The sequence below is a fragment of the Congregibacter sp. genome (genome assembly GCF_047617445.1).
In the GTDB taxonomy this organism is placed as follows: domain Bacteria; phylum Pseudomonadota; class Gammaproteobacteria; order Pseudomonadales; family Halieaceae; genus Congregibacter.
Genome location: NZ_JBLGBE010000090.1, coordinates 1 through 12,979, shown reverse-complemented (window position 1 = coordinate 12,979; position 12,979 = coordinate 1). Strand labels below are relative to the sequence as shown.

The 12,979-nt window shown below is 55.2% G+C and carries 13 protein-coding genes and 1 pseudogene; 6 read left to right on the top strand and 8 right to left on the bottom strand.

The genetic code is table 11. The annotated features are described in order from the left end of the window. Positions 1-11: 11 nt before the first annotated feature. Positions 12-878 (bottom strand): prolyl hydroxylase family protein, encoded by an 867-nt coding sequence (locus ACI9KD_RS15185; RefSeq protein WP_414982020.1) that lies wholly within the window; start codon positions 876-878, stop codon positions 12-14. A 543-nt stretch (positions 879-1,421) separates the two neighbouring features. Here ACI9KD_RS15185 and ACI9KD_RS15180 point away from each other — a divergent pair. Next, positions 1,422-2,447 (top strand): HDOD domain-containing protein, encoded by a 1,026-nt coding sequence (locus tag ACI9KD_RS15180; protein WP_414982019.1) that lies wholly within the window; start codon positions 1,422-1,424, stop codon positions 2,445-2,447. Between the two features lies 1 nt (position 2,448). Here the strand turns inward: ACI9KD_RS15180 and sfsA are convergent, their stop codons facing one another. Beyond that, positions 2,449-3,249, bottom strand: coding sequence for a DNA/RNA nuclease SfsA (gene sfsA / locus ACI9KD_RS15175; RefSeq protein ID WP_414982018.1), 801 nt, complete (start codon positions 3,247-3,249; stop codon positions 2,449-2,451). A 124-nt stretch (positions 3,250-3,373) separates the two neighbouring features. On the opposite strand from sfsA, the gene ACI9KD_RS15170 reads away from it, so the two are divergent. Further along, a complete protein-coding gene (locus tag ACI9KD_RS15170) occupies positions 3,374-3,667 on the top strand; it encodes a rhodanese-like domain-containing protein (RefSeq protein ID WP_414982017.1) in 294 nt (97 codons plus the stop codon). A 171-nt stretch (positions 3,668-3,838) separates the two neighbouring features. Here ACI9KD_RS15170 and ACI9KD_RS15165 read toward each other — a convergent pair whose 3' ends face one another. Together ACI9KD_RS15165 and ACI9KD_RS15160 are read right to left on the bottom strand one after the other, a co-directional pair. Then, entirely contained in the window at positions 3,839-6,271 is a 2,433-nt protein-coding gene (locus ACI9KD_RS15165; protein WP_414982016.1) for a hypothetical protein, read from the bottom strand. A 223-nt stretch (positions 6,272-6,494) separates the two neighbouring features. Continuing rightward, positions 6,495-7,718 carry an Nramp family divalent metal transporter gene (locus ACI9KD_RS15160; RefSeq protein WP_414982015.1) on the bottom strand — a complete coding sequence of 408 codons (1,224 nt, stop codon included), beginning with the start codon at positions 7,716-7,718 and terminating at the stop codon, positions 6,495-6,497. Positions 7,719-7,793: 75 nt separating this feature from the next. Here ACI9KD_RS15160 and ACI9KD_RS15155 point away from each other — a divergent pair, with 75 nt between their 5' ends. From ACI9KD_RS15155 to ACI9KD_RS15140, 4 genes are read left to right on the top strand one after another with little or no spacing between them, the layout of a single operon-like run. Further along, the gene (locus tag ACI9KD_RS15155) at positions 7,794-8,642 is read left to right on the top strand and encodes a glycosyltransferase (protein ID WP_414982014.1); all 849 of its coding nucleotides are present in this window, start codon (positions 7,794-7,796) and stop codon (positions 8,640-8,642) included. A 29-nt stretch (positions 8,643-8,671) separates the two neighbouring features. Beyond that, positions 8,672-9,430, top strand: coding sequence for a hypothetical protein (locus ACI9KD_RS15150; RefSeq protein WP_414982013.1), 759 nt, complete (start codon positions 8,672-8,674; stop codon positions 9,428-9,430). Beyond that, on the top strand, positions 9,427-9,897 hold the full coding sequence (gene rimI, locus ACI9KD_RS15145) for a ribosomal protein S18-alanine N-acetyltransferase (RefSeq protein WP_414982012.1): 471 nt from the start codon (positions 9,427-9,429) through the stop codon (positions 9,895-9,897). Before ACI9KD_RS15150 ends, rimI begins: the two co-directional genes overlap by 4 nt. Next, complete coding sequence (locus ACI9KD_RS15140; protein ID WP_414982011.1) at positions 9,884-10,270, top strand: hypothetical protein; 387 nt, start codon at positions 9,884-9,886, stop codon at positions 10,268-10,270. The genes rimI and ACI9KD_RS15140 overlap by 14 nt, the downstream gene beginning before the upstream one ends. A 9-nt stretch (positions 10,271-10,279) precedes the next feature. Here ACI9KD_RS15140 and ACI9KD_RS15135 read toward each other — a convergent pair whose 3' ends face one another. From ACI9KD_RS15135 to ACI9KD_RS15120, 4 genes and pseudogenes are all read right to left on the bottom strand, one after another. Continuing rightward, positions 10,280-10,993 carry an electron transport complex subunit E gene (locus ACI9KD_RS15135; protein WP_414982010.1) on the bottom strand — a complete coding sequence of 238 codons (714 nt, stop codon included), beginning with the start codon at positions 10,991-10,993 and terminating at the stop codon, positions 10,280-10,282. After that, positions 10,990-11,640, bottom strand: a complete 651-nt coding sequence (gene rsxG / locus ACI9KD_RS15130) for an electron transport complex subunit RsxG (protein ID WP_414982009.1) — start codon at positions 11,638-11,640, stop codon at positions 10,990-10,992. Before rsxG ends, ACI9KD_RS15135 begins: the two co-directional genes overlap by 4 nt. Further along, a complete protein-coding gene (gene rsxD, locus ACI9KD_RS15125) occupies positions 11,637-12,665 on the bottom strand; it encodes an electron transport complex subunit RsxD (protein WP_414982008.1) in 1,029 nt (342 codons plus the stop codon). Before rsxD ends, rsxG begins: the two co-directional genes overlap by 4 nt. Further along, positions 12,662-12,979 (bottom strand): annotated as a pseudogene (locus ACI9KD_RS15120) (electron transport complex subunit RsxC); the annotation flags it as partial. The pseudogene ACI9KD_RS15120 and the gene rsxD, both read right to left, overlap by 4 nt.

The window sequence follows — 12,979 nt, the reverse complement described above, 5'->3', positions numbered from 1 at the left end:
CTAAGTGCCGTCTACTGAGTGAAAGGCGAACCCTCTCCACGGTCACGAAACCACTTTGTAATGATGTACTTCGATCCAGTTTCAACGGGCAAGCCAGCGTGCTCGCTGAAGGGGTTTGGCTCTCCCGACTCACGCAAGTTATTCCAGCATACCGCCAGCCCCTGCTCCGGAATGAGCGTCTTATTAAGCTGCGTGAAGTGCGTGCCGCCTCCGTGTTCCGTCTTGTTCAAATAAACCATGAAAGTCCACGACCGTTGCCCCTGGGCGCTGACAAATTGAGCGTGTTCGGGGGACCCTGGTGGGAAGTAGTCCAGATGTGGCTTGTATTGCTGCCCGGGTTCATACCACTGTCCCTGGGAGACCTCGGACCATCTCAAACTCAGTCCCAGGGTGCGCGATATTGCATGGTTTACTTCTGCTACAAACGGGTGGTCGTGGACCGCGAGGCTGCATGTGCGGCTAGAGCGAATGTCAGATAGTCGCTGGTAGCCATCTACCCTCGACAGATGTGCGTTGGTCCTGATTATCTCGATCAGCGTATTGCATTGTTCAACGTCGAGGAAATTGGGGATAACGAAGAGCTGAAGTTCTGCGCTGCCCAGGGAAATGACGCTCTTGCCATCTGCGTTGCGCGTGAGCGTCGGGTGGGCTAGTGAATGGTAATCGGTGCTTGGATCCAGACCCCAACGCTTCTTTTTCACTGCGGCTGATTGCACATTCTGCTTGTACGCACTCTTCGCCAGCGTCTTCTTTAGCGCGTACTTGATATCTTTTTCTACGAAACCTTCGTTCTTTAAGCCTTCACGGATTTTAGTAATTGCAGTGCCGCGTTTCAGCTTGGAGCGAGTCCATTCAACCCACTCGTCGCTGATAGTCATAGTGAGCCTTATAAGACAGTTAGGGGATTGGTCGCGGCAGTTTGGCTGCGAATATGCAATCTGGTTCCGAGAAGTCTATGCATCGCTTGTTGCCAGGTCAAGATGAGCGACCATTGCCAGATAGGTAAGACGCTACCCGATAGAAGTTCGAGAAGCTCAAAGCCGTCTAATAACGCAATAGCGATTTGGTCCTGTATCGGTAGCGAGCTTTAGGTTTCTGCCGATGGAGATCTAGTGTTTCGAAAATCTGCACTTTTTTGATGGTATGCTTCTACTGCTGTCGCAGCTGACAGCTTAAATATCATATCTATTATATCGATCATACATATCTTCTCTATATTGATGATACTGCGGTGAACAAAGACGGCTTTGGCTGATCGACGCGCTGATTAAAAGCTTGTGTTGGACGTTTTGGAGAACAGTTAGATGGGCTTGAATGCGCTTTGGGTGGTTCTGGTTTTGTTGGTGGCATCAACGCTTTGGCTATTGATTCGGAAGCCAAAAAAAAAATCGCGTTCGAATAGGCCCCGCAAAGAAACGCCTGTGAGCCGGCCCAATGCCAAAGGTGCGGAGTCCGCGGAGTTGCCGGTGGTTCAATCGGAAACGATCGATCCACCTGCTAAGCAAGCTCGTCCGACGCCAGACGAGTTACAAGGGTTTCATCTGATCACGAAAAGCGAGATCGATGAGGCTGTACGAGAGCGCATCAAGCTTGTGTGCACCAATATGCCTGAGCCACATCCGGTGCAGAGACAGCTCGCAGGCGGTCTTGATACGCCTGACGCCCTAATGGAAGCTGTGGCCTCGGATGCGGGGCTGACCGCCAGTATCTTGCGCACGGTGAATTCAGCGGCGTTTTCTTTGGCCTCCCCGATCACCAGCGTGCAGCATGCAATCACCTATCTTGGTGTAAGTGTTGTAAAGGGACTTGTTGCTCAGGCAGCTGTGGCTGAGCGGCTGGATGCCGAAACACCTGCGCAGCAGGCAGCACTTTCGCGTATATGGAAATCGGCGCGCACAGCGAGCGCTATGGCGCAAATGTTGGGTCAGGAGCTGGGCGTGAAGCGTCCGTCAGTTCTGGCGACTAAAGCGCTTTTCTTTAATCTTGGTGACGTCGCTTTAGCGATGGGTATTGAAGAGTCGCCTGCGTGGTATTCCGAAGGAGTAAGTATCGTTCAGCGTGTTGCCGCTCAGCAGCAAGCATGTTCTGCCAACGCCGCGATTGTCGGGTCGACACTCGCGAGTTTGTGGCACCTTCCTGATGATATAGCCAACGCTATCGAGTTTGGTCTGCTGCCATTGGTTACGTCGGCGGCCGAACACCCTATGCAGGGAGAAGCGAAGCGGGACAATGTCTTGATGTATCTGGCGGGGCTGATTGGTGACGGGGTGACCTATCGTGGTCTTCGGGATATCGGGGAGCTCAACTTGATCGACTCAGAAGAGTCCGGACTCTTTTATCTTCCAGCGCACCTTCAGGGGGCTGGGTTGGGGAAAGTCCCTCAGTTGTTGCAGGACCCTGCATTTCGGCGCAAGGCTAATCGAGTTCTGGCAACCCTTAACGGCTAGCTCAGCTCCCACTTCGGGTTTTGCCTCGGCGCACCCAGCCAGAAGTGTGTGCGTGTGCCTCACGAAAGCGACGGATCTCTTGGAGAGGATAGGGTTTGGTATCCACAGGGATAGTGCCGAGGTAGCTAAAACCCCGAGTCCCCGGATCAAACTGAAGAGCCTGAAATCGAACGCCCTCCTTACGTGCGTCGGTAGCCGCCTTGGCAAAAGCCGGATCATGCAAAGCGCTGGGTCGAACGAATTGCGCGTCTTTACGTTGCACCACAAAGAGCACGCTCGCCTTATCACCCGCGCGTACCCTTTCAACAAGCTCGTCCAAGTGCCCCGTGGCTCGTTTACTGACAGAGTCGGGGAAGTAAGCGCCGCCGTCGGGATAGACGAGGTGGCAGTTTTTTACCTCCACCCAGTGCCGCCAGTTGGTGCCTTCGAGTAAAAAGTCTACGCGAGACCGGTTTCCGTAGGCGACCTCTGGTGACAGTGTGCGATAGCGCTTTAAGCCCGTGAGTTGCCTTGATCGAAGCACGGCTTCGGCAAGGCGATTGGGAAGAATGCTGTTCACGCCGATGGTGACGCCATCGATTTCGAGTAACTCAAGGGTGTAGCGTAGCTTTCGAGGGCTATCATCAGGGACTTCTGATACCCAGGCGCGACTGCCTGGTCGAATCAGGCCCTCCATGCCCCCTGTGTTAACGCAGTGAGCATCAACCTCGATACCTCCAAGGACAATTCGCGCGATAAAGCGATCGTAGCGGGCAAGAAATTTACCCTCCAAAAGCGTGTGTCTGTGCGGGATAAGCATCATCCGAGGGTAACATCGGCCTACGTCATGATGGGTTTTTTTACACGGCCCTGTTCGCCCACTAGGTGAGCGGGAGGTGCATCCTGCGGCGTTACGCTGGATTCCTCTCACGACGGGGATTGTAAGAATGCAGTCAACTCATGAGCTAGTGGCAGCAGTAAAAGCAAACGCACGAGTCGTTGAAGTCACTATGGATCAAGCGGGATCTGCCTTGGTAGCGGCTGATGTTCTCATCGATGTTCGCGAGGGGGATGAGTCCCGTGATGGTCATGTTGCCGGAGCCGTCAACATCTCCAGAGGCTGGTTCGAGTTCATACTCTCGACAGATGAGGCCTTGCAGGCTAGGTCACGACGTTTTGTGCTGTACTGCAAAAGTAGTGGGCGAGCGGCTCTTGCCGCAAGTGAGCTGCAAGCTTGTTGAGCGGTGGCGGTATCCCATTAGCCAGCCTCGGTCACGCCTCTCGCTCCTCCGGATAAAAAAAGCCGACCTCTTGCGAGATCGACTGTTCTAGTTCGATTTACCAGAGTGCTTTAGAGCAACGTGGACTAGTATTTCTGATTACCTGGCAGTGATGACATTGCTTAAGTAGTTTTATTCATCACAGTTAGCTGGATCCGTTGGATCTGGATCGTCTGAGCAAACAGTGCTACAGCCAAAGCTTGCAATCTGCGATGTGGCGCCGCCATTGTCCTGCGCAAGCACAGTGATACGCCCTCCACCTGGAATGCCAGTACCGTTGATTCCAATGGTGGATGTAAAGGCACCTGTTTGCCCCACTAAATCAGGGACGTTCACGACAAGGCTCTCAGTGCTTTCGGGGAAAACTATCTCGCAATCCAGGTCTGCTCTGAATGTCAACGTGGTTCCCGCACCCGGCGCATTGTTATAGGTGTCGGCGATGTAGATGTCGTATAGGACACCTTCCTGAAGGATGTTTGTAGCGACGCGTGGTGAATCGGGGCGCTTGCCGGCTAACGCCTGCAAATTCTGCGCAGACGCTGTGAGCGTGAGCACGATCGATGAGCGAACATTGAGTAGATCTCTGCTACAGAACACGCCGTCGCCCTCGGGAGGACAGAGACTGCCGTTATAAACGCCTTCACCGGTGTTCGGATCCACGTTTTCGCTGTACATCCCGTCACCGTTAAAGTCGATGAACTCTTCAGAAGAGCCTGCCGCGATGCAGTTCTCTTCGGAACTGGGTGAAGGGCACTGAGGACCTGAAAATGGTGTATATACACCGTCTTCGTTGTGATCGGTAAAGGCCTCGGGTAGATTCTCGAAAGATTCGCCCTCGTCATAGATACCGTTGCCGTTGCCGTCAACAAAGAACTCCTCACCGACCACGGTGATTGTCACAGTGCTTCGTAGCCCGCGTATAGCACCCAGGTCATCGGGGCAGGGGCCAAAGGAGCCCGTATGCGAGGGGCAGTTGTAGCTGTTGTCGTCCTCGGTGGTTTGGATCAGATCTTGATTGAATACTGGGAAGCGCGGGGCTTGACTGGTCCACAGCACACTACAGGTACCCAGGCCAGGCGTTGCGGCATCAGCCCGGGTGCCGTTACTGGTTCCCGTGAGGCAAGACGTATCAACAGCGCCATATTCTGTGGTGAATACCACGCTTGTGCCATCCGCGACAGGGTTGCCGAAGCGATCCACCAAGCGGACTGTGATCGTGGACTCCACGCCATCAATGTCGCGTGCCCCGGGCACGTGGAACTGGCTGGCAGAAACGCTGATGCCGTTTTGCTGGGGCAAGCCTGTGCTGATGACGATTTGATTGGAGGATGCGGCTTGCTGCTGGTTGCCACTGGTATCAAAGCTGGCTGTTGCGACGGTGGATGTCGCGACGTTGCCTGCACTCACCTCGACAACGACCAGTCCCTGACTGTTGGTGACGCCAGACGCATTGATCAGCGAGATGCCCCCAAGCGTGTTAGTTAGCGAAAAGTTAACCGCTACGCCGGCTAGAGGCTTGCGTTTGTCCAGATCAAGGTAGCCAGGCTCGCCCGGCGCTGGGTCACCGGCTTCAAGAATCACCGCTTCTTCGAGGACTTCAAAAGTCACCGAAGCAACTTCTGGTCGACCAGGGCCGCCGGTGCCTTTGAGGGCAATAATCGTGCGTCCTGACGTGTCGCCGCCCTCAGTAGGTTCGGTGGAGACATAACCAATGAAGTTGGCATCCCGACCAGCGATGGTGACGCTGGCAGTCGCTGTAGAATCTCCATCGATGAGTATTGCGGTGAGATCATCGCCACTTTCGCAGCTGCCGGCCAGATATTCGGCGCTGGCGAGTCCGTCAAGGGTTTCGATGGTCAGAGTGTTTGTACCAGTGCCGGTATCACCAATGGCGCTAAAAGAGGCAAGACCGCTTAGAGAGCAGGCACTGGATAAGCGGATAAGTTGGACGGCGCTTGAGGGTGTGCCGGCTTCGTCGACTACCGCCAGCCTTGCCACCGCACTGCCTCGGAAGGCTAGAGAGTTACTACTCAGGCCGATCTGGCCAGCAATGAAAGACGTGCCTTCAAAATAGCCCAAACTCAATCCCGCACCAGAAACTTCAACACCGATAGTTGCCGTGACGGTTCCCGTGGGGCTTTCGGCGGTAACGGTTATCGTGTCTGCGCCGAGAGCCGCGCCAGCCTGAATTTCTAACTCGGCGATACCGTCAGCGTTAGTCAGTGCCTGACCGTTTGCGGGTGAGATAACTGCGAATTCAGCTGTTGCAAGGACCACAAGGCCGCTCACGGGAGCTGCGTCAACGCTGTCGTCTCGGACTTCTACGCGGAGCGTCGCTGGAAACGTTTCGGTTACTAGCGTTGTAGGATTGCCAGCAGCGTCAATGGTCGTGAGCGTGACCGTGTAAGAGGTCAGGTCGCTGTCGCCGCTGCCGGGGAGAAATCCACCGCCGCCGTCGCTACCGCCACCACCGCCTCCGCAGGCGCTAATTAGTGCGAGCATAGCGCTCATGATGACGCCTACGGCGCCCCTTCGGCTGCACAGTGTGCGAAGGCCCTTAATCATTATTGTCCCCTTTGGGGATGGCCGAGCCGCTCTTCGGCGGTACCGGACCGCTCCCACTCCCGCTGGTTAGGCTACCTGATGCCTGTCAACTCGATACTGACAGGATTCAGCTACGTTATATAGGCTACCACAATACAGTGCTAATCATAGAAAAAATGTTAGATAACATGGCGATAGCGCGTTTTTGTAATTTTTTACACAAACTTTACTCTGACAGGGCGACTCATAGGCCAATGAGGCCCGCTAACTTGTTTGCCCCCAAGCCGAGAGTAACCACGACTACGATTCCTCCCAGCAGGTTACTCTTCCAGCCGTTGGAGGCCTCGCCTAGGAACTTACGTTCATTCATGAGCCACAGCAGGATAATCGCTATTACGGGAAGCAGTAGACCGTTAGCTGCCTGCGCAAACACAATCAGGCTCAGTGGACGAGCGCCCGTGGCGGCAAACAGCGTGCCCGTAAAGACCACACTCAGGGCGATCACTCTGAAGGCAGTGCCTCGCAGCGTATCGGGCAAGCCCAATGCGCCGCAAACGGCATACGCAGCGGCCAGGGGCGCGGTAACTGCGCTGGTGAGCCCGGCTGCAAACAGTCCCAGGGCAAAAACATAGCGACCTGAAGGGCCAAGAACCGGATCCAGCTGCAGGGTGATTTTGTCCGGAGAGAACGCCAGCCCCTGGGAAAAGAAGGTAATAGCAGCGGCGCTCACGATAGCAAGGGTAATGAGTCCACCAAGGGCAACGGAAACAACGGTGTCTGTGCGTGCGGCCGACAATGCTAGTACCCGATCAGGCTCGTCTGACCAATGCTCTCGGGCAGCGTTGGCTTGCAGGAAAAGGTTATAGGGGACGACGGTAGTACCGATAAGTGCTATGACTGTGGTCAGCGAGCCCGCAGGCAGGCTCGGCAGCGTAAGCCCTTGCAATAGCGCAGACCAGTCTGGCTTTAGCAGTAGCGCGCTGGTGACAAATACGGCGCTCATAATCAGGACAAGGGTGATGAGCACGCGTTCGAGTTGCCGATAGGCCGGTAGAAAAAGCAGAGCAGCAGATGTGCCACCGATTGCCAGGGCCCAGTACTGCGTGTTTATCTGCGAAACGCTGTCGAGTGCCAGCGCCGCACCGGCAATATTGCCAGACTCATAGGCGGCGTTACCCAGGCCTATAGCGGCGATGACCAGCAGGATTGCCCCGCGTCCAAGCCATCGACCTTTTAGGGCCTCGCGTAAGGTTGTGGCAAGCCCATTGCCGGTGACGATGGCCTGTCGAACGCTCATTTCCTGCAAAGCCATGGTGGCCCCGACGGAAAACAGCAATGCCCAAAGTAAAGCGTAGCCATAGCCAGCGCCTGCCGCGCTGGCCGTGGCGATTGTGCCAGGCCCCACAAACGCTGCAGTGACCAGTAGGCCAGGCCCAAATCCCCATCTACGGCTTTTCTGAGTTGTCACGGCACTCGTCTCATTTGTGGTTCCAAAAACGCCTCTTCAATGCAGGCTGGCAGCCCAACTGCTAGTATCGGCCGGATGATAAACGAGGCAAGCATCGCACCGACACTCAGTGTCTCAATCGTGCTCCACAATAGCAGTCTCGAGCAGTTGCGTGTCACTCTGCAAAGCCTTTTTGAATGCTTGCGGGCACTTGACGGCTTGGTGTCAGCTCCCGTCTCTTTGACGCTTCTGGATAACGACTCCGCCGACGATTATCGTCAGGAGATCGCGATTCTGGTATCACAACTTCAGGCTCACAAAGATCCGGCGTTGTCACTGCGTTTTCAGCAGAGCAGCCAAAACGCAGGTTTCGGGAGCGGGCATAATCAGGCGCTGCAAGGCAGTTCCGATCGCTATTTATTGATTTTGAACCCCGATGTTGAGTTGGCGGCGGACGCCCTGCGTGAAGCGCTGGTTTTTTTGGAGTCACAGCCCGATGTTGTGGCACTGAATCCCTATTGCGAGCGCAGCGATGGTAGCCGGGAGTATCTTTGCAAGCGGTATCCTACGGTGTTCGACCTGATGTTGCGGGGCTTGCCGTTTTCGACACTCAGACAGAAGTTTGCAGGGCGACTCGCCCGCTATGAGTATCGTGATTTGGAGGCGACTGGGCCTGCCGAGGTAGAACTCCTTAGTGGCGCCTGTTTGCTATGTCGCCAGAGCAGCTTTGCTGCGCTAGGACGCTTTGATGAGCGGTACTTCATGTACTTCGAAGATTTTGATCTTTCCATGCGACTCGCGTCTCAGGGTCAGATTATATATCTGCCGACTATGCGAATAGTGCATCACGGTGGTTTTGCCGCCCAAAAAGGGCTCCGTCACATCCTGTGGTTTGGCCGGTCCGCCGCGCGTTTTTTTAATATCCATGGATGGCGACTGCACTGATCACCATGGCCCGGTGTTAAACTGACGATATGAGTGCATCTGGAGAAATTAATCGACTTCGCTACCTGGCGGCAATGGGCGTCCCTATTTACGTCACGCGTCGAGCGTTGCCCGGTGCGGCTGTCACGGCTAAGTATGCGCTGCGCGCAACGGCGCAAATCGATGTGATGAAACCCTCTGGCACAGCGCCAAACGCCGCTCCGGCATCGCCGACGAACGCTTCATCCACTCACTTGTCGCCTCGTACACGTACCAGCCCGCCGGCCGCGCAGGCATTGCGAGAATCTCTGCGCAAGGATGTAGGACAGTCGGCGACAGCGCGGAGTCTGCCCGATACACAATCTTCGTCGACACCCATAAACCGCAGCGAGCCAGTAACGCGTTTTCGTCTGGCAGTGGTGATCTGCGCAGGACGCCTTTGGCTCGAGGGGCTGGGAGATGAAGCGCTCGCTCAGGAGCAGGTGCTGCTTGTTACTGCAATGGGTAGAGCGCTTACTCACCCTGACGGCGGTGATGATGCGCCTGCCGTGACCGAGTTTCGGTGGCCGCTCCATGACAACGCACAGTTAGGTCTAGGCGCCGAAGAGGCCGCAGCAACCCTACAAGGCTTTCTTTATCGACAAATTGAAGAGCACGCGTGTGTGGAGCTGATTTGTTTGGGTGATTCGAGCAAAGCGTTAGTTGCGAATCTTCAGGTGCCCTGCGCCAGACGGTATGCGCCTGCAACACGAGATGTGCTTGAAAACCCATTGTTGAAGCGTGATATCTGGACAGCGCTGCGCGCTTGAGCATCACGATCCGTGAAGCTGGGCCTGCCGATGCAGACGTAATTCTGGATATTGACAGAGCATTTTCTCGGGTGTTCGCGCAGGCTGCGAGCTACGAACGCCTAGTTGAGCAAAACGGCGTTGTGCTTCTTGTCGCTCTTGCTGAAAAAATATGTGGGTTTGCGGCTTGCTCGCGAGTACTCGATGAGGCGACGCTCCTGAACTTCGTGGTAGTGCCTGAGGCGCGCAGCCAAGGTGTTGCGCGACAATTGCTTGATATGCTTATCGGCCTACTGGCGGACATGGGCGTGGCGCGCCTGTTGTTAGAAGTACGTGAGAGTAACGTTATCGCGCAGACACTGTATTTGTCAGCGGGATTTACGCGTGATGGACAGAGGGCGCATTACTATCCTACTCAGGATGGGGGTGCCGCAGAGACGGCGGTGTTGATGAGTCGCCAACTGGAGATTCAAATTGCGAGTACTTGAAGCCGGAGATTGGGGGTTACTGCTCCCTGATGAGTGGCAGGCAGAACAAGAAGATGATGCGATTGTGATCGGCGATCGTGACGGTGTCGGTTGCATCGAAATTAGTGAGTTGCGTAAGGATTCCGGCGATTTTGGAGCCGATGATCTCAAGCAGTTTGTTCCCGATGCCAGCGCCTGGGATTCATCGCGTTGCGGCAGCTTTGAGGGAATATGCACGTCGCTGCTTGAAGAGGGCGCGGCTATTCGGGAATGGTATCTATATGCAGGACAACTGCTGCTCTACGTTACCTACAGTTGTGAAGCCGACAATCAAGGTCTCGATGACTCGGCGGTCGATGATATTCTTGACACGCTCCGTATGGCCATCGAGTGATCTGTTTAACTAGCTAACAGTCCCGGTGACGCGCACTCGCTTGCTGCCCGTTTCTATCGGCGCGGCTCGCGCGGCGGCTCGACGTTGAATGCTCCCGTCGATCACGTTTTTAAGAGCAATGATAAGACCTGTGAAAATGAAAGCGCCTGGCGGCAAAATAGCCAGCAAAAAGGGCTGATACTCCTCAAACGCGACGATTTTCCAATTCGCGGCCGAAGGACCAAATAGTAAATCCATGTTTGCGAAGATAGCACCGGTTCCTGAGAGCTCACGTAGAGCGCCCAACAACAGCAGGATCAGGGTGAACCCCATACCCATGATGAAGCCGTCGTACATAGCTGGGAGTACCGGGTTTTTACGAGCAAAGCCGTCGGCCCGACCAAGAATCACACAGTTTGTCGTAATCAACGGTAGGAAGATTCCCAGTATCTCGTAAAGCTCATAGCTGTAGGCCTGCATGAGCAATTCGATGCAGGTCACCGCGGCGGCAATAATCATCACGAATGTGGGAAGCCGCACTGCATCGGGGGTCACGTTACGTATGAGTGAAACCGCTGTGTTGGATGTCACGAGTACGAAGCAAGTCGCGATACCCAAACCCAGGGCGTTGACGACACTGCCGGTCACGGCTAGCAGTGGGCAAAGCCCTAAGAGCTGGACGATCGCTGGATTGTTCTTCCAAAGACCGTTGATCGAGAGTTCGCCATAGTTAGCTGTGCTCATGGTGTGGGCTCCTGGCCAGCGCTCGCGGCGCCAAAGAGTTCTTTACGATTATCCTGGGCGTATTGCAAAACCCGGGCAGTAGCTTTAACGACGGCGCGGGGCGTAATCGTGGCTCCGGTGAATTGATCAAAGTCGCCGCCTTCTTTGCGCACGGTCCAGCGGTCTCTTACCGGGTTAGTGAGTGAGCGCCCTTTGAAGCCGTTGATCCAGTTTGATTTGCGATGGTCCACAGCGTCTCCAAGCCCCGGAGTTTCGCGGTGTTGGAGGACCCGAACACCTGCAATGCTGCCATCGCGATTAACCCCTACGATTAACTCAATCGCACCACTGTATCCGTCAGGAGCCACTGCGGGGATGAGTACGGCGGTTGGCACGCCGGTGCGTCTGGCGACATAGATTGATTTTTCTTCACTTAATTGCAGCAAGGGGTCGTTGATCGGGGCTACAAGCCGATCGTCGAGCATTGCGTTGTCGTGTCGATCTCGCGGGACGATTTGCAAAAGTGCTTTTTCTTCTGCCGCGCGTTGCGCAGCGCTGATACGGTCTTTGGTGCCTAAAAAAGTGCTCGCAACCAGCAATGCAGTGAGCACAGCGAAGCCGGCTAGTAGCAAGCTATTACGTGTCATGGCGTGGCGAATCTCGTTCACGCTTTGGGACCCCCGCCGTGCCCGTAGACCCTTGGTTGTGTGTAATTGTCGATAAACGGTGCTGCAAAATTGGCAATCAATACCGCGAAAGCTACGGCATCAGGATAGTTACCCCGTACTCGAATTGTGTAGATGAGAACGCCGATAAGAGCGCCAAAAACTAAGCGTCCGCGATTACTGACCGCTGAGGACACCGGGTCCGTCAGGATAAAAAACGCACCGAACATCGTTGCGCCGCTAAACAGATGAAACAGCGGCGAACCGCCACTGGCAGAGCTTCCCTCGTCGTAAAATATTAGCGCACATAGGCTTAATGCCAGCAACATAGCTATGGGGCCGTGCCAGGTAAACACGCCCTTATACAGTAAGAATAGTCCCCCGATGAGGAAGGCCAGATTTACTCCGGCCCAGCCCACACCCTGGAATACGCCGAACTGTGGGTTACTGGCGTAAAGTTCCGTGAGCAGCATGCCTGTGTTCTGACGCATAAGATCCAAGGGCGTCGCCATGGTTTGCGCGTCGAAGCTGCTGGGGTTGAAGCAGGCGCGTAAGGCTTCCATGAATCCCGGAACTGACTCTCCTATGCCCAGGGGGGTTGCCCAGGTACTCATCTGCAGAGGGAAGGAGATGAGTAATACAACGTAACCAACCATGGCGGGATTAAATGGGTTGTAGCCCAGTCCTCCGTAGAGGTGCTTTGCAATGAGGATGGAGAAACTTACGCCGATTAGGAGTAGCCACCAAGGCGCGTAGGGAGGCAGTGCGATGCATAAGAGCGTGGATGCCACCAATGCGCTGTAGTCGGTCAGGAAAGGCTTTAGGGCTTGCTTGCGCAGTCCAAGCGCCATCGCTTCGCAGCTCAGAGCTACTAGGCCGCCGAACAAGATATTGATGATCACTCCCGCGCCGAAATAGTAGCTCAGCACTGCGACGCCCGGCAGGGTGGCCAATAGGACAGTACGCATAACGCTACGGGTGCTCATGGGCCCGTGGGCGTGCGGCGATGTAACGACCAAAAGGCTCATGCGTTCTCAGTTTCGTTGTCTGGCTTCACCGCAGTGCCTGCGAGCTCAGCCTGAAGATCGGTCAGTTTTCTCTCAGTAGTGCGGACGGCATTCTGAAGTGCGGTGGCAATTGTGGGGTCGCTTCCATCGTCGGCCGCAAGTTTTTCCCGGGCTTTCGCTAGGCGTGCCTCGATACGGGCAAGTTTTTCTTGCTGTACTTGATGATCGTTTACAGGGTTAGCTGCTCGCGCGGCTTTTCGTGCCTGCGCCCGAGCGATAGCTGCCTGAATAGGGTCGCTGTCTCCAGTCTGATTCTCAGCTTTGGCGATGGCCGC